Below are 25,664 nucleotides of genomic sequence, written 5' to 3' on the forward strand. Positions count from 1 at the left end.
TGTTAAATGAACAGAGGTAAATTACAAAGCAAGTTTTTAAACGGAGAGATAAATGAAGTAGAAATAAAAAAGATTGAAAACGAGTTCGTTGAGGCGATTAAAGAAATTGGATTTGAATTTGATCAGGACATTGTACTTTATGAAGAACATGAAAGTATATTTAGATATATTAAAGATGGGAGTTTTTATATACGACTACAGAAGTCTGCTTCCATTTATGAAGATGAATATACTCCGCCTTTAACTAGCTGGGGCGAATGGCATATAATTGACGATATTTCTAATTTGCCGGTATCGTCTATAGCTTATTATATTTCTCCAGCCGAAAAGACGAATGTCACATCGCCTGAAGGAGATGCAACAGCTTGTTATGGTTTTTGGATGGAGGGTGTAGACCAAATACCTGAATTCATTAAAAAATATAAGCAGTTCAAATAGGGAAAAATGCTAGATTTCGGAGTTACACTGGATTCAACTGTACCCAGAAATTAACCAAGACATTGTTGATTATTACAGCGGTTATAATTATCGCAATTATGTTGAAGAACAAGAGATACAACAAAAGCTGTTACGCAGAACTATAGTTGAGGAGCATGCTTCGTGGCTGCTCCTCTTTTTATTCAAACGGGAGTTTAGTTTAACAGTTGACTATTTATTGTCCCTCGTAATTAGTCCAAAAATAAACAGGACAACCCCAATAAGTGGAATTATTACTTCAAACAGATGCAATTTTATATGCATATTGTTTTGAATGTAATACATCAGTACAAAGAGAAAAATACCTGACAGCATTAATTTGTTTGATGGCATTAGTTGATCACCTCAGTCTAAATTTATCATATTGCACGAAAGAATGTTAAGCTAACGGAAACGATAGTTCAATAAATCAGCGGCTGTCTAGGACGTTTGATGGCATTAGTTGATCACCTCAGTCTAAATTTATCATATTGCACGAAAGAATGTTAAGCTAACGGAAACGATAGTTCAATAAATCAGCGGCTGTCTAGGACTTTATTTCTCGTCCTTTGCAGCCGCTATTTAGATTTTTGGGATCATACCAATACTAATTTCGGAGTCTGACGGTTTTGTAATTCGTAAAACTGTGTGATTTTAACACATTAAACATCCCTACTCCTCATTAGCTCCTTTCATTCGTGCCAAATCCGCATCGTACCAATGCCAAACCTCATCCGTCGTTTGATCTATAATTGTATTATTAGCCCGCTGAATGAAAACTTTACGGGCATTATCCATGTAATACGTCCCTTCCGCAAGACCGGACACTCGTATGGTTTCCAATTTCGTATTGATCACATAGAATCCGCTTTGCTCGTTTGGCGCATAGTCATCGAGGTTCCTACCGTTTAAGACTACATACAAACTGCCGTCTTCAGCTGAAGGATTGGCTAGGGACGGATTTGTCAATCCTAACGCCTGTACGTCCAACTCGCCCAACCGCTTGTTTACGTAGTGAACGGCTCCATCCCGATCTAGCAAGGCTAGGCGTGCGCTACCGGCCATCATGCCCTTTCGGCTTGGCAGCATCGCAGAGGCAATCCACGTCGTGCCGTTCGGATTCGGAATAACCCGATCCAGCTTTTGATTAAAATCTTTGAGTTGCGTCACTTTGCCGTCACGGATCAAAAACGTATACGTCGTTCCGTAATTAGGACCGATCGCAGCGATCGGGAGTGTCAGGTTGATGGAGAGGACGACGGCGTGATTGGCCGCCTCAAATTGTGTATACGTATGAACAGGAGCGCCCCAAGCAGCGGATTCCCATACGTCCGAGTCCGTTAGCGTATAGACTTTGAGATCGCCATAGTAAAGATCGCGGTCCTTACGCGTTAACTGCACGGGTTTGCCGCCCATGGTATGTACGGAAGCAGTTAAACTGCTGGTGAAAGCGTCCAGTGCTTTGCGGTTTTGCCACTCTGCTTGATGGGTGGATTTATCGATTTTCACCATCGCTTTGGCTGGGTCTGCGCCCAGCAAGGAGTAGAAATACAAAGCCTGATCATCATCGCCGATGATTTCCTGCATCACATTTTGACCGCCTATTACGCCAAGACCATCCTGCTCGTTCCAAGCAAGATCGAGATGTAGCATCTCGTGCGCAAACCGCCAGGTAAGCGGTACGTATGTGATGTCTCTAAATGTAAGGAACGGAAAGGGTTCCTCTGAGTTATCAATCTGCGTGCCGCTGATTTGAATCGGGAAATCAGCCAAATGAGCCGTATGAGAAGAGCTGTTGCGCTCCTTGCTGAGATCCTGCTCGACGGGTGATGCCTGTATAGGCGGTGGGTAGTTGCGGTTTTGCCAGATAGTGAGCCCCGTTTCGTCGCTCCACTCGTACTCAATATTCAGCACTTGAAGATTGTTCCACGTCATTGGCATGTAGGTGATGTCATTATAAAACAGGAATGGATAATGGCTGTAAGATTGATCCAGTGAAGTGCCATTAAGCGTGAGAGGGAATTTCGGAATCGATGCCCGAATCGCCGTGCTGGCAGTGACGACTTGGACAGGCACCGTTGTAAGCATAAACAGCAGAAGGGTTGTCAAGCCGATAACGTATTTTCTAACTGAAAAATGCAAGCGATCATCTCTTTTCCTTTGAAGTGTATGCCCTACAATAGACGCGATGACTGCACTAAAGTTGCATTTTATGGAAAAACATGGATCTCCCGCATTTAAGCTATTTATCTAAATTTCCTGTTCGCTATACTAGGGAATGCTTTTTTTAGTAGGGTGGGGAGCCATCTTCGGCGATTAAACTAAATGGCAGTTTAATTCAATATTGATACGTTGTGCCGTATACAAGTAACTGCAAGTTGTCGTGTTTTTACAATACAGGTTTTCGCGATTTTGTTAGGATAATACTGGTCAAGACCTATTTCGTAAAGAGAGGTAGTGGAAAAGTGAAACTACCGCAAGTCCGACTGCTGGTAAGATACTTCGATAAAAGTGTGGCGTTTTTATAATCAAATTGAAATTCTTACTCATTTTTGAAGTGGATTAAGTTGATGAGGTTTGTGCACATTTGAAAGATCAGGAGGCGATTCATGTGGTAAAAAAATCGAGTGACTTGCCGGTTATTTCCTTTGCCGATCCGTTGTCTTTTGAGAGTTGGCTCGACGATAATTGTGATACCTCACCCGGCATCCGATTACATATTGCGAAAAAGAATTCCGGCGTCGTAACGGTTTCCTATAACGAAGCGCTCGAGGTTGCCTTATGTTACGGATGGGTCGACAGTCAGAAAGAAGCGTTCGATGAGAAAACATGGCTGCAGCGGTTCACTCCGCGCGGGGCCAAGAGCATCTGGTCGAAAGTCAATAAAGAAAAAGCGGAACAGCTGATCACAAACGGGCGAATGAAGACTTCCGGATATAAGGCAATTGAAGAGGCCCAAAAGAATGGGAACTGGGATAAGGCCTACGAATCGCAAAGCATCGCCCAGCTGCCTGAGGACTTCGCAATCGAATTGGAGCGCAATGCCGAGGCTAAGGCGTTCTATGATACGCTCGACAGACAAAATAAATACGCAATCGTATTTCGAATTCACAACGCCAAAAAACAAGAAACCCGAGATAAGCGGATCCGGCAGTTCATCCAAATGTTGGAGAAAGGCGAAAAAATTTATCCTTCATCCTCTTAACATACCCAGTTTATCTCAGGAAGGATTGTCTCAGTGCATGAGAAGAAAGCCACCTTTACTCGGAAAAGGAGAAGGCGGCGTTAGAGCTTACAGAGCATATAACAATGTTGCCCTCACTTAAAGTGCCGGATCATGTGTATCATGAGATCAGGAAGTACTTTTCGGAACGATGTTAATTTTGATGATCAATAGTTGGAATAGGCTATCGATTGCGATGGGATTTACTCCAGAAGCAGAATGACTTAAGAGTAAGGGACGAAGCCGTAAGCCGAACAAGTATACGGGGAATGACCGCAACAAATGCTGAAATACAGCCGATGATTCTTGAACTTATTCGAGTGGAAACCAACGGATCGCCGAAGTGTGGGGGCTTACGAATTTGGAAGAGGTTTCCTGGGCAAAGCGGAAGGGCTAAACTAAAATATCCAAATTAAGAGTTGATAGACCTTGGGAGATTGTATGGATTTTAAATAATTTAACTGTTACATTGTCGGGTGACAAGAACATTATCTCATTAAGGGCCGCGTAAATCGCGGCTTTTATTATTTATGGGATCAAGTTCTTGTCACGAGCCAATGACAAGAACTTGATCCCATTCCCGATTTTGACAAGAACTTGATCTCATTCCCGACAGAATCAATTCGAGCGCTCTTTGTTAAGCTAATGGGCAGGATTGTATGATAAACGTAACCGATGAGAAGGTACTACGAATACTTAGTACTTTTGCATGTAAGAACTTGGTGTTAGACTTGGTTTTAGTTGCGAACCAAAATGGAGGTCTCTATATGATAATCATCAAGAAAATCAGTTTTTGGTTACTGATATTATCTTTAATCATTTGCCTCTTCAATTTATCTGGGAACGATGATAAAAATTTGCTGCTTTTTCTAACGAGTCCTGTTTTATTATGGTTAAATCCTTGGTTAACTAATTTACATTACTCAATGGAAAATGAACTATTATGGCAATTTTTGCTCTATGGAATACATATATGTACCTGGTTGATTACGGGTCTTTTGATTGATTTTCTGATCCATGCAAAGAAAAATAAAAAAAGAACATTAGAATAGCCTGATCGAATCATTACGCTAACGGGACACGATAGTTCAGTCCACCCCACACTAGTGCTGCTTTTTTTGTGTTTTGCGAAAAACCAAAAAACACCTCTCGCCCTAAAGAGTGAGGTGTTTTATTAAGTTACCTTGGATTAAGGAATTACCATGCAAAGGTTGATGTGATGATTACCAAAAGAATAAAAAGAACTAAGATAAATGCTACATTGTTGCCCATACCATAACCTACATGATGATGATGACCATGATGATGATGATGACCTACGTCACCATAACCTACATGATGATGATAACCTGCACCACCATAACCTAATTCTCCCATGTTTACTCATTCCCCTCAGGTCATTTGTCCCTACGGTACAATTATATGTTCGGTACATAGTGCTTGATTGGACGTATGCCTTGGAAGACAACCGCCTAGGAGAATCGGATGAAAGTCTTGAAGTTTTGATGTAAAAGGCATTCACTCAAATGGGTGAAATGCCTTTTTGTATATTGAATAGATCAAAAACTCAATAATGTAATTCAGCTAACGGGCAGGATACTTCCAATATGTGTTAATATATTGGTGTTAGAAACTTTGTGATGAAAGAGGTACTCCTGATTGAAATATATCGAAGTAGGCATAGGGAATATGTGGATAATTCGGACCGAAACAGAACTTAGTGATGGGTCTGAGATTGAACAGAAGGGTATTATTAAGCCAATTATATTTCACTCCATTTACTTAAGAATTTGGTTAGGGAAGACTGTGTTCATTGTGGACTCCAAACAAGGTTTTAAACGTATGACTAAACCTAGAAGAGCGATTAAATTGATTTTAGGACTTGTAAGTTGGCCAAATAGGAATGAATCCAACAATCGAGGGATGAACTAAAACTAAATACTGATTCAAAACGAGGCTGCCAGTGGAATCTTGGCAGACTCGTTAAGCTATCGGGCAGGATTGAATGATAAACGTAACCGATGAGAAGGTACTACGAATACTTAGTACTTTTGCATGTAAGAACTTGGTGTTAGACTTGGTTTTAGTTGCGAACCAAAATGGAGGTCTCTATATGATAATCATCAAGAAAATCAGTTTTTGGTTACTGATATTATCTTTAATCATTTGCCTCTTCAATTTATCTGGGAACGATGATAAAAATTTGCTGCTTTTTCTAACGAGTCCTGTTTTATTATGGTTAAATCCTTGGTTAACTAATTTACATTACTCAATGGAAAATGAACTATTATGGCAATTTTTGCTCTATGGAATACATATATGTACCTGGTTGATTACGGGTCTTTTGATTGATTTTCTGATCCATGCAAAGAAAAATAAAAAAAGAACATTAGAATAGCCTGATCGAATCATTACGCTAACGGGTAACTATAGTTGAGGAGCATGCTTCGTGGCTGCTCCTTTTTCGTTTGCTGAACTAACGGCAGGTTAACGCAATAAATGTTGCAAAACCCCGTTGGGATTCCTAATTATGGTAATATAAGAACAGGGGAATATTTCACTTGGTTCTGAGGGAGGAGTAGAGATGAGATATTCAAAACGTAGGTGGTCTTTTGTTATAGGCAGTATAATAGTTGCCTCTATTGCGTTAGCGATTTTTGCAACACAAAATCCTGTTATCAGAACAATCGCATCATCCAACGCTTTTGATGTAACCGATACACGTAGGCTTGTCGGGTGGGCAGATAATGTATTTGTCGGGAAAGTGATAAAACAGGATGGAACTAAATCATTGGATGGCACTCCTGAAACTCAGTTTAAGGTGGAAGTTTCTGATAATATAAAAGGTGAATTTAACGGAACAGTAATCGTAAATCAACAAGGTGGATTCAAAAGATTTGAATTAATACTAATTGAAAATGACCAATTACTTCAAGAAGGACAATCATATTTATTTGTAACCAAACATTTGAAGGAAGAGAATTGGAATACCTTAGTACCTGTTTACGGCGACGTTCTAATTGCCAATGAAGAAGATAAAAAAGAACTAATTGAAAAATACACAACAGCTTATAAAAATGAAATCCCATTTAATATGAGCAAGTCATTAAACTAGCGCAGAATGTTAGTTAAAAAATAATAATGGAGCAGTTATCGGAGCCGGCAGTTGCTCTTTTCATTTGAAGTAACTGACAGGATAGTGGAAGTAGGAAGTATAAAGAGGTGTAGTTTATGAATAAACAATATGAACTTCAACCATTAAGATTACAGGGAGGATGGACAGTAGAATGTAATAACTTTTATGAATGCGAACCTGATAGTTGCAATGATTTTGGTAAATATTTTGTTGAAGATTTATTGCAACTTACCAATAGTAACTATAATCTTATTCTCGACTTGGGTTGGTATCCAGATAGCGATCAAAACGGTACATTTAAACTATTATTAATTAAGGATTATAATTGGGAAAAACCAATAGAAAGTTTTGAAAGTAGGAATACAAAAGCAATTGTAGATAAAATTGAGTATTGGACAAACTTTGGTTTTTATCAAAAGTATCTATAAAGATATTCCGTTATTACTCAGGCATTTATATTTATATTGTTAAACTACCCTGAAAGTAGCCAATCACGATGAGAATTTTCATTATTCCGTGGTGCCCAGTGTGGGGCATGGATGGCTAACGGAGAACTATAGTTCAATCATTATTTGACGGCAGCCGGCAAACGATCGGCTGCCGTTGTCCGTTAAAGTAACTGGCAGGTTAATTGGACCTGATGTTAAAACGCTCGAGATACATGTCTTACGGCAACGGCAATTAAATAATTAAGAAAGAGCCCATAATTATTGGGCTCTTTCTAGTTTGGAACTCATCATGAATGCTCTGGGTGATAACCCACGTTTTTTCAGCTAAACGAGGAAAACTAGGTGAAATCATATTTTTTTTACACGCAATTACTCAGCAATTACTTCTCGCAGGATTGGATCAATCATGATTGTTCTATTTTTACCTTCTTTTTGCATAGTAACGCTCCAGTAGGGGGTTAAATTAAACCATACAATCTCGGTACTTTTAGCAACATACTGATAATCATAGCTTTTGACAGCCAGCGCCATGGCATCTTTTCTTGCACAGTAGTACAGAAATGAAATCGCAAATAATATACAAATTGTAACTGTCAAACCTTTAAATAATCTCACGTATGTTCATCAATCCTTTATAGTTTTCCGAAATAAGCAATCAATTTAAATCTTTCTAAACTTGCCAACAAGTTTTGCCGCCTCAGCCCGGGTAAGTGTCCCAAAGGGATGAAAAAGAGCGTCCTCATAGCCGTCGATCCAACCTGCTTTACTTAGTTTTACAATTCCATTATAAGCCCAACTGGGAAGTAGGTAGTTAACATCCATAAATCCTTTTTCTTGAGCGTGGTCTACTTGGGAGACTTTGCCCGTTCTAGTCATCATTGCAGCAGCTTCTGCGCGGCTAATTTGACGGTTAGGGTTGAAACACAATCCTTGTCCGCATTGCTCTCCTTCTGTCACTCCCTCCTTTGCTAGTGCCTCTACGTACGGGTTAGACCACGAGTACGTGGGCACATCCGAAAAACGGCTTGCGATTGAATTAGAATCAACCGGGAGTTTGATACTTGTGGCAAGCATTTTAGCAAACTCGGCGCGCGTCACGGATTTGCTAGGCTCAAACACCCCCGGGTTGCGTCCATCAAGGATGCCAAGCAAGTTCATGATTTCCACTGGTTTATGAGCCCAATGTGCTTTAGGAACATCGGAGAACGCATCCTCATTGTCCACAATAAACCTGCGCGTAATCATCGTTCCAGTGCCGCTCTTCTTTTCCGTAATAAAATTCAAGGTGTGGAATCCTTCTGTCAACCCCTTAGGGTTAATCGTTAACGGCATATTACCGTGATCTCCTACTTCGGAAAGGTCTACCGATTCTCCGTCTAATTGAGCCGTAATCGTATACGTATCTGAGCCTATTTCAAAAGAAGCGGGCTCACTCCATATCGTATATGGCTCGAAGTAACCAAGCCTAAACTTAGGAACCGCTGTATCTTCCACTTTCAAGTTGGCGCCTGTTAAAGAAACCTCAAATCGTGGTTCCGAATCGATAAAATTATCACCGAAATTGCTGAAATAAAACTCATAATTTCCGTTGTGGGGCAGGGTAACCTGAACTTGTGCGTATCCCTCTAGCTTTGCTTCCCCCACAATCTCTCCGCTAATTGGATCTATCACGGATACGTGGGCAACGTTATCATCCGTAACCAGCTCCTGCTTCAAAATAAGAATTCCTTTATCTGCGCTAAAAGGCACTTTGTGCTGCTGCCGCTGTCCGGCTTGAACCATATCCATATCAATACGAACTGTTTGAACAGCAGGTAATTCTCCCTGCGCATTCGCATTGATATTAATGAAAAGTGCGCTTCCAAACCAAAGGAGCACAGAACTGACCAATTTTAATATAACACTATATTTAACTCTCATTCTTGTGTACATTTTCGTTCCTTTCTAAGCTGTCCTATATTTGAATCTTAAGTTCCTATACCATATTAAATGCTTCTCAATAAATAGACCATGGAGGTTTGTTGGAAAATGATAAAACGAAGGTGATTTTGCCGTATTTTGAGAAAATTGGGGCAGTTATTCCGTTGATGGATTAAACACTAAATACTTACATTAAATGAAGTAGCTTAACTCCTCCGCTAACGGGCAGGATAGTTGAACACATATTTGCAACTTTGCTGCCTTAATTTCCGTCTATGTAATATTGATTAAGGTCTGGTTTTGTTCTTTTTACTTCTAAAATCAACGGTCTATTCATTACCTTCAAAGTTATACTGTTAAATCAAAAAGGGGGTTGAAGTTAATTATGCTAAAAACTGCTATTATTTTTCTTTGTTTTACGATGATTTTGACAGGTTGTAATGCAACCAATGGTGCTTCGACTAATCATTCACCCTCACCCACAGTTCAGAATGAATTACAACCGAAGTCTACTTCAATCAATAATCTTACAGGAACAGGGAAGGATATTGGCCTAATTGAACAACGTCAAGTCGATTCACCAGATCACATTAGTTTCCCAAATCATTCCAGTGTGATCTCTCAGGAAGAAATTACAATTTCGGCGGGAAAGGCAACATTGTTAAAACTATCACATGACAACTTAACTGCGGCAACGGAACAGGAGAAGGGTCCTGGAAAAGACTGATATTATTTATTGGCTGTATATAACTCAGCCTTATCTTAATGATTCCACTAAAGTAAATACATATATTCTCTCGGGAGTAGTAACGGGTGACGACACAGCGGCAAAGAGTGAAATTTTAAAAGCGGCTCAAAAGTGGAACCCATTTACAAAATAGGTAGTTTGTTCCGCTAACGCAGAACGATAGTTGAATGCCAAGGGGCTGCGCGTGGCAGCTCCTTCGCTCTAGAAAAACGTTTTTTGTATGTAAAATCGGATATTGGTAATCATAAGGAAAAAGTTGGTTGGGGGAAAAATATGAAGAAAGTATTTGTTGTGTTTTTATTGTTAAGTGTATTCTTATCAACTCAAACAGTGAGTGCGAAAATGTCAATTATTCCACCGCAAGATATGTTAAATAGTTCAGATTACATTGTTGTTGGAAATGTAATAAAGCAAAATACTGCTGATAAATATCGCGCTGTACACAAGGAAATAACTTTGTCAGTCGAAGCCGTTCTAAAAGGTGAAATTACACAAAAAGAAATTGTCTTAAAGAGGGATATACGTTTTCATCCAGGAGAAGTACCTTATGATTTTCCAAAGCGGGGAACAAAGGTTATGCTTTTATTAAGAAATAATACAAATGGGTTATCGCTCACATATCATAACAGTATTTGCGTAATCCAGGATCATAGGCTTTCTTTATATAAAGGTATAGGTTTCGGCGATTGGTCAGTAAATGAGTACGAGGAAACTTACCAAGCCTTTTACGACAGTGCTGGTTCGATTAAAAAACTAAACTAACGGAAACGATAGTTGAATCATCATACGACGGCAGCCGGCCACAAAGATCGGCTGCCGTCGTTGCGCTAACGGGCAGATTACGTTAATGATAAGTGATATAATTCAATTCAAAGTATCTAGAGAAAATACGGGGGAAGATTATAATGAATCAAAAGGAATTTGAATCTGTCTTAAAACAACCGCCTAATATTAGATATGAGTATTTCATTAAAAAAGTAGCTGACTCAGAAGAAGTATGGGGGTTATACAATGAGGGTTGGGCTACAGCTGATGATGGTGAAGGAAATGTGTGTCTCCCTTTCTTTCCTAAAATGGAGTTTGCCCAAGCCCAGACAGTGGATGAATGGTCAAATTACAAACCAGAGAGTATAGACATAAATGAGTTTATTGATGAGTGGCTTGACGGAATGGAAAAGGATAATATAAAAGCTTCTATTTTTCCCAATGGCACCAATACAGCCATTGTTCAGATAAAAGTATTATTAGCAGACCTAAAGGAAGAACTTGCAAAATACGAGTAAAACGACGGTTAGTAGTTTGATTATCACGTTGAACTAACGGAAACTATAGCTTCATAACAAGATCTAGCAGGCTACCGGTGATAAATTTGGTGGCCTATTCCGCTACCGGGCAGATTAGTGGTATAGGTTAATTCAAAGATATGGTAATCTGTATTCAGATATTAAATCATTAGGAGCTAAAATAATGGGAAAAGTTAATGCGATAATACAAGATCCATATTTTGATCAGCCTTCTTGGTTATCAAAAGTTGAATATAGGGAAACCGTTAATCTTTCCAAATTGTCTACGCTAGATTATGCAGTCCTATTTTTTACGTTACTATGTGGGTATAACAACGTAGATGTGAACAGAGAGCCTGCAGATGTATTAAATGAACTCATAACCACAGATGAAGTTGCAATACGTGGTGGAATAGCCTTTGAGGACAAAGATAAAGTGATACTTCCGAGCTGTTGTTGTGGGCTTGAGAATTGGAGGGACTTGCTCGAAGCGGTTTTAAGTAAGAAGGGTGTATGGCTTGGTCACGATCCTTTCCCATCAATAGAATACGTAGATAATACGGTAAGGATTTGGTCTGACGATTTTTCTGGTGTAATGAGAAAAGATTTATCTGAGCAAGAGTTGCAGAAGATGTATTATATCGAATATAACAGAGATGATTTAATAAAAAAATTGCAATCCATCGAGACTGATTTGTTGGACTTTTATAAGTACTCGTTAGAAAAGGCACTTTGGATGGTTGACGATTACTATAAAGAAATGTTGTTTTTGAAATATTGTAAGTGGTTCAATCTGGATGTGAGATAGGTTGCCGTTAGCACAGCTGAACTAACGAGGAACGTATGTTCAATAAGAAACCAAGACGAGGCTGTCGACATGAAACGGCAGCCTCGTTGAAGTAACGGGCAGGGTAGTTTAAATACCTTCACGAATACTTTATTACGAGGTTAGTAAAAAAGTGGTTATTATGAAAGGTATTTTTGACAGACTCAAAGACAGGGGATATCGAGTGGAAAAATATTACTGGACACTTCAAACTAATGAAGCCTGGGATCAATTTAGGAAACATGGCTTCATTGTTGGATCTTCAGAATTTTCAGGCTTCTCAGAACAATATAAGTGGATGATGAAGCAGATGAGTATCCGATTAAACAAATATAATAATGAGTATCCCATTTGGGTGTGGTTGAAGAAACCAGATATGCGAACAGGCGGTTTTTTTCGGAGAGGTACTAGGTGTGTGAGAATCCAACTTAATCTGAATGAGGAAGATGTACTTGTATCAGATTTTATGGATTGGCACTGTGTCTTAAATAATAATTACCTCTCAGATAATGAACAGGATTGGGATGAATATATCTTTGCTGAAGATAACGGAATTGATAATGATGAAATAAAACAGAAAAGTTGGGAGAAAATTTTTCACTGGAATAGAATCAGAGATGTAGAATGGGAAGGGACAGAAGAAAGAGTTTTACAAGGTGTGACGGGCAAGATCGAATTAAATAAGATAATGAATGTTGAGCATTTTATTGCGAGATAAACATAGCGTAAATGTTTCAGGATGCAGCTCGAGGCATTAAACTAACGGGAAACTATAGTTCAATAAAGATACGGAGGCAGCCGACCACAATGATCGGCTGCCTTTTCCACGATAGCGGGTAGGATAGTGGAGTAAGCGATATTGTTTCAATCAAAATGAGATCGAAAATATAATAAACCGTTTTGGTAAAGATTTTTATGAAATGGTTTTGAGAGTTATTAATACATATTCTGATAAGTGGGCTCTGAACTCTTTTCAACTTATTCCTTCATATTCAGCAAACTTAGTTGTTAGATGCACTTCAGCTCGCTTTGGAAGTGTGGTGCTTAAAATAGGTAATCCCGCATTAATTTCCACTGAATATAATACTTTGAGTCAATATTACGGCAGTCAATTTTGCAAAGTGTTTGACGCGGATGTTGAGAGTGGTGTCATACTTGAAGAGTGTGTGCGACCAGGTATTTCTTTAAGGGATGAAGATTTACTTGACAAAAGACTATCTGTATTTTGTTCCTTATATAAAGGCATGCACATAACACCTGTAAAAACTGGAATATATCCGACTTACACAGAATGGGTCAGTAGAATTACAGAATACATGAGTAAGCGAGATGATTGCACAGAATTATATTTGCACATGAAAAAAGCAGAGGATATATGCTTATCGGTTTCTTCTTCGTATCTGACGATTACGGAAGGCACGGTGAAAAATCACGTCTCAAATCTGATCGCGAAGCTGGGGCTCCGCGACCGAACGCAGGCGGCGTATATGCGGTCCGTCACTCCATTTGAGCGAAACGAGCATGACTTTTGGCATAGTGTATGAGATTCGTCATGCGCAGCGGCCCAAGGTGATGCTTTTTTTGCGTCCAATTCATGACGTTCAACAGATTTGGCAGTCCGCTATTCTTGGTAAGATCAAAGGGCAAGAACGGAGGAGAACGCGGCAGCGAATCTCCGACGAAACTCAAGAAGAGATAGGAGAGTGGGCGTGATGGCGGAAAAAAGAGTCGGTTTGGCGTTGCGGATCGTGACTGTGTCGCTCTTGCTGTGATGGTGGTCGGATCTTTCTTTGAACTCAACTGCTTCTTGAATTATTGAACGCACATACGAATGCAATGGATTATGCGGAGGTGAAGGCTTATGAACTTGAAACGATTCGTGCTTCCCGGGTTGATGGCCGTGGTGTTGTTTGCCGCTTATGGTTCATATCACAAACACGATACTACGGAGGCGAAAGGCATGAGTAACAAGGTGAATCGATTAACGGAAACGGCGACGGCAAGTGGGGATACCAAGACCGCCGTTTTCGCCGGAGGGTGCTTCTGGAGCGTGGAAGCGCCGTTCGAGAAGCTGGACGGCGTCGTGGGCGTTGTCACCGGCTATACGGGCGGACACACGACCGATCCGACTTATGAGAAGGTGTCTGCCGGAAAGACGGGCCATCTCGAAGCGGTGCAGGTCCGTTACGACCCGAGCCGCATCTCGTACGACCAGCTGCTCCAAGTCTTCTGGCGCAACACGGATCCGACCGACGCGGAGGGGCAATTCGCCGACCGCGGCACGGAATATCGTTCGGTCATCTTCTACGACGGCAAGGAACAGCATACGGCGGCGGAAGCGTCGAAAGCGGCGCTCGCCGCACAAGGCAAGTTTGAGAAACCGCTCGTGACGAACATTTTACCGGTCTCCACGTTCTATGAAGCCGAGGAAGTCCATCAGGACTTCTACCGGACCCATCAGGCCGATTACAAATTCAACGACGTCGCGTCCGGCCGGGAGGCGTTTCTGGACCGCGTCTGGGGCGAGGACCAGGAGTTGAAGGAGCTGGAAAGTCCGTATTCTCGGTTCGACAAAGCGGAAAGGCTGAAGTCGCTCACGAAGCTGCAGGTCGAAGTCACGCAGCATGATCAGGACGAGCCGCCGTTCCAGAACTCGTATTGGAACAACACCGAAGAAGGCATATACGTGGACATCGTGTCGGGCGAACCGCTGTTCAGCTCGAAAGGCCAGTTTGATGCCGGTACGGGTTGGGCGAGCTTCACCCGTCCTTTGGAGCCGGATAGCGTGGTCTACCGGAAAGTCGGCGGGTTCTTCTCGGACGAGACTCAAGTGAGAAGCCGCTACGCGGATTCCTTCCTCGGCCACGTATTCGAAGACGGCCCCGAGCCGACGGGACTTCGCTATTGCACGAACTCCGCGTCGCTTCGCTTTATTCCGAAGAACGACTTGGCACAAAGCGGATACGGGAAATATGCCAAACTATTTCAGGGGGACGATGAACAATGAGAAACGAATTTATTTTGGAACTGTTGGACAGCCGGCTGAACGTCTTTCTTCAATTGGTCGAGCAATGCCCTCCGGACAAACGCCGAGTGATCCCGAACGGCTTCAAGAACCACTTGCATTGGCATGTCGGGCATGTGCTGACGGTGACGGAATTCCACGTGTTCAGCCTCTCGAACCAGCCTACGTTCCTGTCGGAACGGTACCAGGCGTTGTTCGCCTACGGCACGAAGCCTGCGGATTGGCAGGAAGAGCCGCCGGCGTGGGACGACTTGATCGCGCAGCTGAGAGCTCTAGCGGTCCTCATCCGTAAGACGTTGAAGGACAGGCTGGACGAGCCCGTGCCGGAGAACTTCCTGAAGGCGCAAACGATCGGCGAGCTGATCGTGTCCACGGAGCTGCATATGCTTGACCATGTCGGATTCGTCAACGCTATGCTGAAAGCACTGCAAGCTTCCTAAGGCGAACGATGCTTCTTTGATTACTACCCACAACGAACCATATGCCCGCCTTCAACACGATACCATAGCTGTCTAATGCAGATTTACTTGCTGAGAACAAAAAACAAAACCATTGTTCGAGTCCGAATGATGGTTTTGTTATTTATTTAAAAGGATTGTTTGAAATAGAAGCAGCGGACGGGAATGTTATCAAAGTTCTTGTCATCCGACAGTTCTTTTTGCAATCAAGGTTGGGTGCTACTGCTTAAAGATAATTCTGCAAATCAAATGTTTTACGAATGTAGCGAGTGTTATGCACAGTATGACAACTACGTGGATATAGACAAACAGGCGTTACCATTGGATACGCATACTGGCGAAATCGTGATACCACGAGATGAAGAAATAATAAATAATTCTCTGTTTGGATATTTAATAGTAAGTTGGAAAGGGAAAAAACTAATAATTCAAAACGGTGAGATTATAGCAATATGGAATAGCGAATTACGCTCATACGATCAATCTTAAAATAGACCATCACATATTCATACGGTTTAATGAATATCTCTGTCGTAGGATTTATCGTTAGCCTCGTTAAAGTAATAGGCAGTAGAACGAAATGGTTGGTTCTTCTTACTGAAAGGAAAAAGTTTGTTGGAAACGAATATAATCAAAAGGTAATATGCCATGAAAATGGGGTGGTTATCTTCTCTAATTCCTTTAAGAAAAAAGAAAAGATAGCAGCCAACCGTCGACGAATCCGTCCCGATGATTTTCTTTACGACGGCCTGATGCAAGGATTCGCAAGCATACCTGACCAACTGATCGCGTCGCTTCAGGTTAAAGATGGAATGGCTTAATGATCATACTTTCAAAACGCGTGCTGAGGCTAAGAAGGCTGTATTCGAATATATCGAATTATTTTCCAACCGTCGGAGAACGCATTCCTCCAACGAATATATACCGCCGTTCAAGGTCAGAGCAAAGCGGTGAGTGTTAGACTAATTGGTGTCAGAGACCATTGAACAAATCGACTTTTACAGCCAAAATATGTTATGATCGCGTGATATAGGAGAATGACTATATGATGAGGAGTAGGAGTTATTGTTAAAAAAATTGGATATTATCATTAGTAGTCCCTTTTCATGGAGACTATTTTTTGGGCTAAAGCTCGTTTTTGGTTTAGCTATAGCAGGTATTTTTTATTTTGAAAATTCGACTACGATTTTTTTGAGTTTAAGTTTTGTTATCTTTTCAGTGGTAGTTTTCCTTATTGTTAATCAGTTTTACGCAAAAATGAAAAAGCGAAATTTGCTTTTTCACCTCCTCATCTTAGATTTTTTGGTGTCCGCATCTTATGGTTATATTTTTATCGGCGGGAAATTCCCCAATCACCTGTTTATTGGGATAACGGCTTTAGCTATTTTAATGTTTATAAAAAAAACCCGCATACTCATTCTTGCTTGTATCTTATTGCTGTTACTCTTTATTGTTACGATGGGTAGTATTGACTGGTACTTGTATAAACGACTGGACGAAACCGGCTATTTTATAGCCTGCTCGTTTATTGTTTTCGCATGCATCGTGACGGCTTTAATTAATTTCTACCAAAGGGCTCGCAGGGATACATTGGAGCTCTACGAGAAATTGAAGCAGTCCCATGTGCAATTGCAGGAATATGCGCTCAAGGCGGAAGAGTGGGCGGCAACGAGGGAAAGAGTGCGAATTGCCCGAGAAATTCATGATACGGTAGGTCATAAACTGACGGCATTGTTGGTCCAAATGCAAGTGGCACGTAAGTTAAGTGTGGTCGATCCAATACGCAGCGAGCAATCCTATCTGGAATGCGAGGGATTAATCCGATCTTCATTACAAGAACTCCGATTGTCGGTAAGGGCTATTCGAGATGAACCTATTAAATCCTCTTATTTGAATGATTGCCTTGAAAGGTTGTCAGAGGAGTTTACCAAATTTGCACAGGTCCAAACTGATTTTAAAGCGGATGGGATTCCCGTTGCAATTCCTAGCGACTTACAATTGACCGCTTACCGAATCGCACAGGAATCGCTTACGAATGCTCAGAAACATGGACATGCAAATAATGCGGAAATCTCGTTAACCTATTCCGACACCAGCTTTTCTCTTTGCATAAGCAATGACGGAGAAATGCCTGACGATCTAAAGCCGGGGTTTGGGTTAATCAATTTACAAGAACGAGTGAAGGAGTGGAACGGAGAGGTGTATTTTAGGATGGATCCCATCAAGGGCTTCGCTGTTGAAGTTGTACTTCCATATTCCTTGACGGATACGGAGCGTGAAAAGAATTGAGGATTCTTATCGTTGACGATCAACGAATCTTGAGAGACGGGCTTGCGACCATCATCGGCTTGGAACCTGGCATTGAAGTGGTTGGAACGGCTGTGGATGGAAGGGATGCCTATTCCAAAGTGGTTGAATGGCGACCGGATGTGGTGTTGATGGACATTCGAATGCCGGGAATGGATGGCGTCGAAGGATCTAAATTGATCCTCAAGCATTTTCCGGAGACGAAGGTATTAATTCTGACCACTTTTGATGATGTGGAATTGATCATGCAAGTTTTGGAAAACGGTGTCCATGGGTATTTATTGAAGGATATGCCTGCGGAGGCGATCATAAGCGCTATTCAAACAGTCTACAATGGTGGAACAGTACTGCAACAAGATATGACTTCGATGCTGCTAAAAGAGTTAAAGAAAATGTCCGAAAAGAACCCGGAGAAGACGCATCCCCTAAGTCATCATGAACCGGAAGGATTGGGGTTATTAACTGAACGGGAGAAAGATGTACTGGCTTTATTGGGGCAAGGATTGAATAATAAAGAAATCGCAAGCTCGCTGTTTCTTACGGAAGGTACAGTGAAAAATCACGTTTCAAATCTCATAGCCAAGCTTGGGCTGCGCGACAGAACGCAAGCTGCTGTATTTTCGGTTCGCCATCTACTTTAAATCGCGAGGCATGACTTTTGGCATTAAAGCTTGAAATTTTTCATGCTTTAATGGTCAATAGTTGTGCCTTTTCTATTGAAATACATGACTTCTCACAGACTTGCACTTGTTCGATTCTTGTTATTTTCCAAGTGTAGGGAAAAGGAGGAATGCTTCTATCCACCTCGATTCATGGTCTACGCATGGAGCGACGAAGGGAATTGTTTAGGTGTTACTTTTAGAGGTCACATGGCCCCTTTTCAATTAAAGGTGTAAAATGACGAGATCGAGGAAATAACAAGATAAATAAATGCCAAAAAACCCAAAGCGAATGCGCCTTGGGTTGACATAATCACTCGAGGTTCGGGCCTCTGCTTGTCTTGTTTCTCTCATAACGGACGACTATTTGTAGGCGGGTTCCTTACGGATTTCGTTCAGTTTGCGAAACACAATGTAGGAGGCCATAAGAAGTACAATCGCAACTACAGCTGCAATGCTTTCCGAAGGGTAGCCGCTAGCAATGTTTGACCAAATAGCCGAAATGGCATCGAACGTAAATCCGGCATACGCCCACTCTTTTAATCTATTAAATTTTGGAACAAGCAGCGCAATAATTCCGAGAGCTTTTGCGATTCCAAGTATATTCAAAAAGTACTCCGGATAACCCAACTTCGTGACAATTTCTACGACTTGGGAAGTATGAGACAAATCTGAAAAAGCAGTTATTAAGAAATATAAAGCAACAATGCCCACAAGAATCCAATTGATGATTTTAATATTTTTCATTTTGACAGCTCCTCGATAATTTTTAATAGTTTTCATTTTGGCAGCTCCTTGCTTCCGTTTTTTCTTTCACCTTTATGATATCAAGAAAAGGAAGGAGGCAAATCTGCGAAAAGATAGATATTCGCATGAAAACGAGCATGACTTTTGGTGAAAGTTTTAATGCTCTATGCAAGAAGTCATGTTCCCCGGAATTTAATGCGGTAATGGAAGATCGGGGATAGGGCAATTAAGGAAGACTGAAGTTCATTGACGGGATTCCTTGAATCTGGTTTTGATGTGGTATTCGCTCTCGAGCTTGATGAAGATGCAGTCAAAACCTATCGACATAATATCGGTTTACATATCTTCAATGGAGATATCACCAAATTTGATAAAAGCGCTATTACAAAGGCACGAGTAATGATCGGAGGAAGCCCATGCCAGGGTTTTTCTAATTCAAATAGATATACAAATTTTTTGGACCTTGCGATCTAAATGATGTACGGCAGCCTGTATCCCCGGCTTCACGGTGTTACAATTGGGTTCCATAATGGTCCCTTGCTTGTCTCGACATTTTGTGTTTCGGCAAGGTGTATAGCTTGATCCAAACAAACCGCAAATGACCGGGGAATCTCCTTGACCTTAGCCAGAATGGGGTTTTGAAGGAAGAGGGTTGGTTGGGCAAGCATGAACAGTTAGCCCAGTTAGCAAGCGCTTCCAATACCTTAAGGCTTGTTTGATCTGTCCCCGTGATGGCAGCTACTACAATCCTTCCTACTAAAGCGTGCCGTGCTGTGCAGATTTAGTTTAATTGTTGAAGTATTCGTGAAGTATCGATGCGAGGTTCGGTTCATTTGATGGGAAATTTAATCCATTATTATCCGATTCTGGAGTCTATTGTTCGTATGGATTATACTTAAATTATACATCAGTGGCAATATTGGAGGAGTGATTCAAGTGGAAGGTCTAATACTAGAAAAAGATACTCCATTTCAAGTTGTCTGGTGATAAAAAAGTCGTGAACCAGTAAAAAAAGTCATGAACCAGTAAAAAATGTCGTGAACCTCTTAGTCAGTCCCGATGATCTTTAATAATCATCGGGACTATTTTTTTATCAGGAGTGATACATATCGAAACAATAGGAAGCCGTATTAGGATAATCAGAAAGCTGAATAGGATTAATCAAGTTGATTTCTCTAATCGGATTGGAATATCGCAGGCTACGCTGAGTGAGTTAGAACAAGATAAATATAAGCCATCTGTCGATACCATCCTTGCAATTGTTGAAGGATTTGAGGTGGATGTTGAATGGATTCTTTTGGGATCAAAGAGTTTTAAAGGTAATGTTTTCGGAATCAGTGGCGTCAATGAAAAAGAGGCTAACGTGTTGTTACAATTTGAAAAATTAAAGGCTAGCGATCAGGATGAAATTATTGATTTCATAAAGTTGAAAATAAGTCGATGGTTGAAAACGATTATGAGTGACCGGGAATTTTGGGTGACGAATAGTGTACGACTGCAGAATCGGATTGTTTATACGCTCGTGTCTCTTGAGAGGACAGGCTCTCTAAGTGAAATCGAACATTCACGCGCTGTGTAATTGGCTTAAAGACGCGAAGCTGCAGTATCGCTTGCAGTTTCGGCTGTCCCGCCAAAATCAATTCCAAAGAAGAAGGGATTAGGCTAGTGTCGGCAGAATATTCGGTTTGGCTCCGCCAAATGTCGGGTGACAAGAACATATATGCTTAAAGTCGCGTAGTTGCGGCTTTTTTTGTTTTAACGATATATGTTCTTGTCAAAAGCCAATGACAAGAACATATATCGTTTGCCGAATGATGACAAGAACTTGTATTGTTATGCGTAACTGAAAACCTTTCTCAAAACCTGGTTTAATTAGATGAATTTGAAACGTAAGTTGGTAAGGGTCAACGATTAAGCTTAACGGGATACGTTAATCCAATATACTGGACTTATTCTCCAGTCCAAGACAGCTGCTGTTTTTATTTTAAAGTTTATTTTTCAATGTATGTGAGAAGAAACTTTGAATGATCGAGATCAAGGACGTAAATCTCAGGGGTGGAAGCAGGAAATTGGCTTCGCGTAATTGAAGTTTTTTTTAGCCGGTCTCGAACGCTTCTCGTACTGGTAATCTGTGTAAAGCTTTTATATCTTGAAGCGGAGGAAGCCCGAAATGCCGACGGTACTCCCGGCTGAATTGAGCCGGGCTCTCGTATCCAACTTCCAGCGCGGCGGCCGTCGCGTTCGCGGAGCCGTTTAGCATGAGGCGTCTCGCTTCCTGAAGACGGAGCTGCTTCTGATATTGCAAAGGAGCCATCGTCGTGACAGTTTTAAATTTGTGATGAAGTCCAGATACGCTCATGTTGGACGATCTCGCAACCTCTTCGATCGTAAAGGTTTTGTTGTAATTCACCTTGATCCATTCTATTGCTCTGCCGATCCCCTCATTTTGCTGGTCCATGAAGACTCGTCGGATAAACAAGTGCCCATAATCTCCCGTAAGTAAGCGGAAAATCATCTCGCGTTTGATCAGCGAAGACAGAAAATGAATTTCCGATTCGGGCTTGCCCCGCAACTCCAACAGTCGGATGAATAAGAACTGTAAGTGCTCATCGGATTTGCCTACATAGGCTCCGGGTCCCATCTTTTGGTTGAGCGGTTTCACATTGATGTCAGCTTCCGTCATGACAGAGGCAATTTCTTCCGCCGTTAAATCAATGCGTAAGCCGATATATGGTGATTGCCGCGTAGCGCCAATGACTTGACCGGAGGCCGGGATATCAAACAACGAGACTAAATAGTCGCCCGCACCATAATAGATCGTGTCTTGACCGAGTTGGATTTTCTTGGTGCCTTGTAGGATGAGGCAAAAAGATGGCGTGAGAATGCCTGGCGCCATCGCCGTCGGTCGGTTACGCCGTACCAGCGTAAAAAAGGGGACAGCCGTCTCCGTTCGCCCCTCCGTAAGATTGAGACAAGCCACCTTCTCTAATAATTGATCTAAATTCGTCTGCATGGGAGCGTCACCCTGTTCTTATTTTTATCCTCCTATTATACATCCTACCCTGAAGATTGCCAACCAATTAACGAATTATAAGAATTTTTACTTTGCAGGATTGAGCAAATTTTAAGCAGGAACGAGCTATTTCGCGAAAGTGATTCGTGCCATAATGTCCTTAAGAACATGAAAGGGAGGTTATTCACTTGAATGAACAATCGAAACGGATCATTCTGCTGATGATCATCGCGACTCAACTGATGGTGGTGCTCGACGGTTCTATTTTGATTACCGCGTTACCTGAAATCGGCCGTTCACTACATCTTTCGACGGCAGTATTAACTTGGGTGCAGAACGCTTATATTTTGGCGTTCGGCGGCTTCCTGCTATTAGGCGCTCGAGCAGGGGACATCTTCGGAAGAAGAAAAACATTCAGCGCGGGTATCGCCTTGTTCTCGCTGGCATCGATACTGGCAGGCTTGACGCCGTCTGCTTCGCTGCTACTTGTCGCCCGTGCTTTGCAAGGGGTGGCGGCAGCGATTGCGACGCCGTCGGCGCTGGCCTTGTTGACTGTTACTTTCTCGGAGGCCCGAGAACGTGTGAAGGCGATCGCTATTTACAGCGCAGTGTCGGGAGCTGGAGGAAGCGTCGGTCTAATCGTTGGCGGATTGCTTACGGACGTCATTTCATGGCGCGCCGGGATGTTCCTCAACGTGCCGATCGGCATCACTCTGCTCCTAATGGTGCCCCGATATATGCGGGAGACAGATACGACAAAGGGTCATCTGGATATTATGGGAGCTTTGACATCGGTAATCGGCATGACGGCGCTGGCATTCGGCTTCGTTCAAGCCGCGTCTGTCGGGTGGGGGGCACTGGAAGTATGGGGCCCGGTTGCTCTTGGAGTAGTTTCGCTAGCAGCTTTCGTACTGACCGAAGCACGAGCGAAAGAACCGGTTACACCTCTTCGCTTGTTCGCGAACCGACAGCGATCCGGAGCTTATCTGGGGAGGCTGCTGCTCCTATGCGGCAATTATCCGATCTTTTTCTTCGTCCCGCAATTTTTGCAAAACGTCCTTCATTTTAATTCATTGGAGGCGGGACTTGGGATTATGCCGTTTATGGTCGTTCAGTTCGGGATGATGTATGCCATGCCTTCGCTTGTAGCCCGATTCGGGAATGCTAGAGTATTGATTTCCGGATTGGTAATCGCGATCGCTGGAACAAGCTGGCTGAGTCTCATATCGGCAGATTCTAGCTTTTTCCCTGATTTGTTTTTCCCGTTGATCGTCATGGGGTTCGGGGCAGGGATGATCTTCCAGCCGTTCACGACGTTAGGGTTGTCTGGTGTGGAGGCCAAGGACGCGGGGGCCGCGTCAGGGCTCGTCAACGTCGCTCATCAGACTGGATCGTCGCTCGGGCTCGCGGTTTTGATCTCCGTCTTCGAGGCGGTGAAACGTTCGGGGGATGCTTCCGCTACATCTTTTACCCATGCGATCTCCGTCTCGATCGGGGGTTCGGTCTTATTCCTGACGGCTTCACTCGTTGTGGTGTTGATCTTAGTGCTCCCGGCGAATCGAGTGCGGGCGCGACATGGAGCCAGGGCGTTTTTCTCCAAGGGAACAACAAGATAAGTTTACTTCACACCTTCGCGATGATGATCTGCAATCCTTCAAACTGGAAGCTATCATCGACCTGTGGGAACTTGAATGTTAGAAATGCGGTAAATGTGTTAGAGTGCTTAATAAATTGTCATTAAGTCTTTTAATTATTAGGAGGGATATAATCATGCGAATTATTAATCGAAATTATATCAATGGAGAATTCATTCAACCACAAGGGACGGACGAACAAATTCTAATTAATCCGTCCACGAAAGAAATTATCGGCAAAGTAATCCTTGGAAATGAATCGGATACCCGGGCAGCTATTGCAGCCGCGAAAAAGGCTTTTGTAACTTTCTCGCAAACTTCTATCGAGGAGCGGGCCCAGATGCTTAAACGATTGCACGATTCTATTCTGGCACGTATGGATAGTATGGTCGAAGCAAATATTGAAGAATATGGTGCACCAAGAAGAATGGCGATCGGACGCGTAAAACTGGCAGCGAATAATTTCTTGGATGTTAAGGAAGCATTGGAAAAATTCGAGTTTGTCCGTTACATGGCTTCCGCGAAAGTTGTAAAGGAGCCCATGGGTGTTATCGGTATAATCACGCCTTGGAACGCGAGCTATTCACAAATTACGACGAAGTTAGCAGTGGCAATTGCAGCGGGTTGTACCGTGGTTATAAAGCCAAGTGAATTGAGCGCGATTCAGACCGACGAGATCGTTGAAGCCTTCCACCAAGCAGGGCTGCCTAAAGGTGTAATTAATATCGTCAATGGCTTTGGCAACACGGTTGGAGCGGAATTGACTCGCCACGAAGACGTGGCCATGATTAATTTCACCGGATCAACTCGCGTGGGGAAAGAGATCCGCAGAGGCGCCGTCGATACTATGAAACGAGTAACACTTGAGCTTGGCGGCAAATCCCCGATTGTCTTACTTGATGATGTGGATTTTGAAAAAGCAATTCCGGTTGCTGTAAGACAAGCGCTAACTAATAATGGTCAGGCATGCATTAATGGCTCCCGCTTACTTGTACCTGAACATCGCTTGGAGGAAGTCAAACGGCTTGCTAAAGCGGCTATGGAAGCTGTGAAAGTAGGAATGCCAACCGAAGAAACGACAACCCTTGGACCAATCGTGACACAAAAGCAGTACGAAAATGTTCAACGCTACATTCAAACCGGTATCGATGAGGGCGCTGAATTGATTACGGGCGGAGTTGGAAATCCTGAGGGTCTGGAGCACGGCTATTTCGTCAAACCGACACTTTTTGCAAATGTCACGGAAGATATGACGATTGCGAAAGAAGAAATCTTTGGCCCCGTACAAGCGATCCTCACCTATAAAACGGAAGAGGAAGCCATTGAAATGGCAAATAATACGTCGTATGGGCTTGCAGCCTATATTCATACCGGTAATTTGGAAAAAGCTAATGAGCTTGCTCGCAAAATCAATTCGGGAACCATCCTCATAAACGGAGCGTTTCATGAAATGAAAGCCCCATTTGGCGGTTATAAACAGTCCGGTATTGGCCGAGAGTATGGCGAATACGGTATTGAAGAATGTCTGGAAACAAAGACGATTACGGGATATGAAAAATCATATTGATCGATAAATTAAGAGGTATCATTGCAATATTTCTCGGACTGAAATATCTGCCTAAATCCGATCGTCATAAAGCAGCTCGCCTAGATGTACTCGGTATGTGCCTTTCTCCAATTGCATTCGATACGCTTGCTTACGGTGTGAGCGAAGGTGGCACAAGCTGGTCTTCCACTTCTACAGTTACAGGGCTAACGATCGGCGTGATGCATTAATTGC

Annotated in this window: 29 protein-coding genes and 2 pseudogenes; 25 read left to right on the plus strand and 6 right to left on the minus strand. The window is 42.3% G+C overall.

The genetic code is table 11. The annotated features are described in order from the left end of the window. Positions 1-6: 6 nt before the first annotated feature. Complete coding sequence (locus tag QFZ80_RS05995; protein ID WP_307557763.1) at positions 7-438, plus strand: hypothetical protein; 432 nt, start codon at positions 7-9, stop codon at positions 436-438. Between the two features lie 690 nt (positions 439-1,128). On the opposite strand, the gene QFZ80_RS06000 is transcribed toward QFZ80_RS05995, so the two are convergent. Continuing rightward, on the minus strand, positions 1,129-2,598 hold the full coding sequence (locus tag QFZ80_RS06000; RefSeq protein ID WP_307557765.1) for a hypothetical protein: 1,470 nt from the start codon (positions 2,596-2,598) through the stop codon (positions 1,129-1,131). A 469-nt stretch (positions 2,599-3,067) separates the two neighbouring features. Here QFZ80_RS06000 and QFZ80_RS06005 point away from each other — a divergent pair, with 469 nt between their 5' ends. After that, positions 3,068-3,661 (plus strand): YdeI/OmpD-associated family protein, encoded by a 594-nt coding sequence (locus tag QFZ80_RS06005; protein WP_307557767.1) that lies wholly within the window; start codon positions 3,068-3,070, stop codon positions 3,659-3,661. 785 nt (positions 3,662-4,446) lie between these two features. Next, entirely contained in the window at positions 4,447-4,731 is a 285-nt protein-coding gene (locus QFZ80_RS06015) for a hypothetical protein (RefSeq protein WP_307557768.1), read from the plus strand. A 145-nt stretch (positions 4,732-4,876) separates the two neighbouring features. Here QFZ80_RS06015 and yjcZ read toward each other — a convergent pair whose 3' ends face one another. Continuing rightward, positions 4,877-5,056: a sporulation protein YjcZ gene (gene yjcZ / locus QFZ80_RS06020; protein WP_307557770.1), complete on the minus strand. Its 180-nt coding sequence runs from the start codon at positions 5,054-5,056 to the stop codon at positions 4,877-4,879. Positions 5,057-5,338: 282 nt separating this feature from the next. Between yjcZ and QFZ80_RS06025 the strand changes: the two genes are divergently transcribed. The 4 genes from QFZ80_RS06025 (at position 5,339) to QFZ80_RS06040 (ending at position 7,243) form a co-directional block, all read left to right on the plus strand. Next, positions 5,339-5,611 (plus strand): DUF3977 family protein, encoded by a 273-nt coding sequence (locus tag QFZ80_RS06025; RefSeq protein WP_307557772.1) that lies wholly within the window; start codon positions 5,339-5,341, stop codon positions 5,609-5,611. Between the two features lie 181 nt (positions 5,612-5,792). Continuing rightward, positions 5,793-6,077: a hypothetical protein gene (locus QFZ80_RS06030; protein WP_307557768.1), complete on the plus strand. Its 285-nt coding sequence runs from the start codon at positions 5,793-5,795 to the stop codon at positions 6,075-6,077. Between the two features lie 186 nt (positions 6,078-6,263). Next, the gene (locus tag QFZ80_RS06035) at positions 6,264-6,794 is read left to right on the plus strand and encodes a hypothetical protein (RefSeq protein WP_307557774.1); all 531 of its coding nucleotides are present in this window, start codon (positions 6,264-6,266) and stop codon (positions 6,792-6,794) included. 116 nt (positions 6,795-6,910) lie between these two features. After that, complete coding sequence (locus tag QFZ80_RS06040; protein ID WP_307557776.1) at positions 6,911-7,243, plus strand: hypothetical protein; 333 nt, start codon at positions 6,911-6,913, stop codon at positions 7,241-7,243. 390 nt (positions 7,244-7,633) lie between these two features. Here the strand turns inward: QFZ80_RS06040 and QFZ80_RS06045 are convergent, their stop codons facing one another. Both QFZ80_RS06045 and QFZ80_RS06050 read right to left on the minus strand, forming a co-directional pair. Then, positions 7,634-7,879, minus strand: coding sequence for a hypothetical protein (locus QFZ80_RS06045; protein WP_307557778.1), 246 nt, complete (start codon positions 7,877-7,879; stop codon positions 7,634-7,636). 45 nt (positions 7,880-7,924) lie between these two features. Further along, positions 7,925-9,196 carry an S-layer homology domain-containing protein gene (locus QFZ80_RS06050; RefSeq protein ID WP_307557780.1) on the minus strand — a complete coding sequence of 424 codons (1,272 nt, stop codon included), beginning with the start codon at positions 9,194-9,196 and terminating at the stop codon, positions 7,925-7,927. Positions 9,197-9,569: 373 nt separating this feature from the next. Here QFZ80_RS06050 and QFZ80_RS06055 point away from each other — a divergent pair, with 373 nt between their 5' ends. From QFZ80_RS06055 to QFZ80_RS06110, 12 genes and pseudogenes are all read left to right on the plus strand, one after another. Then, entirely contained in the window at positions 9,570-9,911 is a 342-nt protein-coding gene (locus QFZ80_RS06055) for a hypothetical protein (RefSeq protein ID WP_307557782.1), read from the plus strand. 294 nt (positions 9,912-10,205) lie between these two features. Further along, on the plus strand, positions 10,206-10,694 hold the full coding sequence (locus QFZ80_RS06060; RefSeq protein ID WP_307557784.1) for a hypothetical protein: 489 nt from the start codon (positions 10,206-10,208) through the stop codon (positions 10,692-10,694). Between the two features lie 143 nt (positions 10,695-10,837). Next, complete coding sequence (locus tag QFZ80_RS06065; RefSeq protein ID WP_307557786.1) at positions 10,838-11,215, plus strand: DUF2750 domain-containing protein; 378 nt, start codon at positions 10,838-10,840, stop codon at positions 11,213-11,215. Positions 11,216-11,399: 184 nt separating this feature from the next. Then, positions 11,400-12,023 (plus strand): hypothetical protein, encoded by a 624-nt coding sequence (locus tag QFZ80_RS06070; RefSeq protein ID WP_307557788.1) that lies wholly within the window; start codon positions 11,400-11,402, stop codon positions 12,021-12,023. Positions 12,024-12,183: 160 nt separating this feature from the next. Further along, the gene (locus tag QFZ80_RS06075; protein WP_307442942.1) at positions 12,184-12,759 is read left to right on the plus strand and encodes a DUF3841 domain-containing protein; all 576 of its coding nucleotides are present in this window, start codon (positions 12,184-12,186) and stop codon (positions 12,757-12,759) included. A 682-nt stretch (positions 12,760-13,441) separates the two neighbouring features. Then, positions 13,442-13,551 (plus strand): annotated as a pseudogene (locus tag QFZ80_RS06080) (LuxR C-terminal-related transcriptional regulator); the annotation flags it as partial. A gap of 11 nt (positions 13,552-13,562) precedes the next feature. Further along, positions 13,563-13,754, plus strand: a complete 192-nt coding sequence (locus QFZ80_RS06085; protein WP_307440838.1) for a hypothetical protein — start codon at positions 13,563-13,565, stop codon at positions 13,752-13,754. 148 nt (positions 13,755-13,902) lie between these two features. Beyond that, entirely contained in the window at positions 13,903-15,048 is a 1,146-nt protein-coding gene (gene msrA, locus QFZ80_RS06090; protein ID WP_307440839.1) for a peptide-methionine (S)-S-oxide reductase MsrA, read from the plus strand. Further along, positions 15,045-15,506, plus strand: coding sequence for a DinB family protein (locus tag QFZ80_RS06095; protein ID WP_307440840.1), 462 nt, complete (start codon positions 15,045-15,047; stop codon positions 15,504-15,506). Before msrA ends, QFZ80_RS06095 begins: the two co-directional genes overlap by 4 nt. An 825-nt stretch (positions 15,507-16,331) precedes the next feature. Continuing rightward, entirely contained in the window at positions 16,332-16,478 is a 147-nt protein-coding gene (locus tag QFZ80_RS06100; protein WP_373460020.1) for an IS3 family transposase, read from the plus strand. Between the two features lie 111 nt (positions 16,479-16,589). Continuing rightward, the gene (locus QFZ80_RS06105) at positions 16,590-17,813 is read left to right on the plus strand and encodes a sensor histidine kinase (RefSeq protein ID WP_307557790.1); all 1,224 of its coding nucleotides are present in this window, start codon (positions 16,590-16,592) and stop codon (positions 17,811-17,813) included. Continuing rightward, a complete protein-coding gene (locus tag QFZ80_RS06110; protein WP_307440843.1) occupies positions 17,810-18,472 on the plus strand; it encodes a response regulator in 663 nt (220 codons plus the stop codon). Before QFZ80_RS06105 ends, QFZ80_RS06110 begins: the two co-directional genes overlap by 4 nt. A 381-nt stretch (positions 18,473-18,853) precedes the next feature. Here QFZ80_RS06110 and QFZ80_RS06115 read toward each other — a convergent pair whose 3' ends face one another. After that, a complete protein-coding gene (locus tag QFZ80_RS06115; protein WP_307440844.1) occupies positions 18,854-19,273 on the minus strand; it encodes a DoxX family protein in 420 nt (139 codons plus the stop codon). A gap of 210 nt (positions 19,274-19,483) precedes the next feature. Here QFZ80_RS06115 and QFZ80_RS06120 point away from each other — a divergent pair, with 210 nt between their 5' ends. From QFZ80_RS06120 to QFZ80_RS06125, 3 genes and pseudogenes are all read left to right on the plus strand, one after another. Then, positions 19,484-19,711 carry a DNA cytosine methyltransferase gene (locus QFZ80_RS06120; RefSeq protein ID WP_307440845.1) on the plus strand — a complete coding sequence of 76 codons (228 nt, stop codon included), beginning with the start codon at positions 19,484-19,486 and terminating at the stop codon, positions 19,709-19,711. A gap of 625 nt (positions 19,712-20,336) precedes the next feature. Further along, a pseudogene (locus QFZ80_RS38830) lies at positions 20,337-20,528 on the plus strand (helix-turn-helix domain-containing protein); the annotation flags it as partial. A 75-nt stretch (positions 20,529-20,603) separates the two neighbouring features. Beyond that, positions 20,604-20,816 (plus strand): hypothetical protein, encoded by a 213-nt coding sequence (locus tag QFZ80_RS06125; RefSeq protein WP_307440846.1) that lies wholly within the window; start codon positions 20,604-20,606, stop codon positions 20,814-20,816. Between the two features lie 516 nt (positions 20,817-21,332). On the opposite strand, the gene QFZ80_RS06130 is transcribed toward QFZ80_RS06125, so the two are convergent. After that, positions 21,333-22,250 (minus strand): AraC family transcriptional regulator, encoded by a 918-nt coding sequence (locus tag QFZ80_RS06130; protein ID WP_307557792.1) that lies wholly within the window; start codon positions 22,248-22,250, stop codon positions 21,333-21,335. Positions 22,251-22,492: 242 nt separating this feature from the next. Between QFZ80_RS06130 and QFZ80_RS06135 the strand changes: the two genes are divergently transcribed. The 3 genes from QFZ80_RS06135 (at position 22,493) to QFZ80_RS06145 (ending at position 25,660) form a co-directional block, all read left to right on the plus strand. Continuing rightward, complete coding sequence (locus QFZ80_RS06135) at positions 22,493-23,866, plus strand: MFS transporter (protein ID WP_373460021.1); 1,374 nt, start codon at positions 22,493-22,495, stop codon at positions 23,864-23,866. 154 nt (positions 23,867-24,020) lie between these two features. Further along, entirely contained in the window at positions 24,021-25,451 is a 1,431-nt protein-coding gene (locus tag QFZ80_RS06140; RefSeq protein ID WP_307440848.1) for an aldehyde dehydrogenase family protein, read from the plus strand. Continuing rightward, positions 25,448-25,660, plus strand: coding sequence for a hypothetical protein (locus QFZ80_RS06145; protein ID WP_307440849.1), 213 nt, complete (start codon positions 25,448-25,450; stop codon positions 25,658-25,660). The genes QFZ80_RS06140 and QFZ80_RS06145 overlap by 4 nt, the downstream gene beginning before the upstream one ends. Positions 25,661-25,664 lie beyond the last annotated feature (4 nt).

Origin of the sequence: Paenibacillus sp. V4I7, assembly GCF_030817275.1 — a bacterium.
GTDB lineage: Bacteria > Bacillota > Bacilli > Paenibacillales > NBRC-103111 > Paenibacillus_E.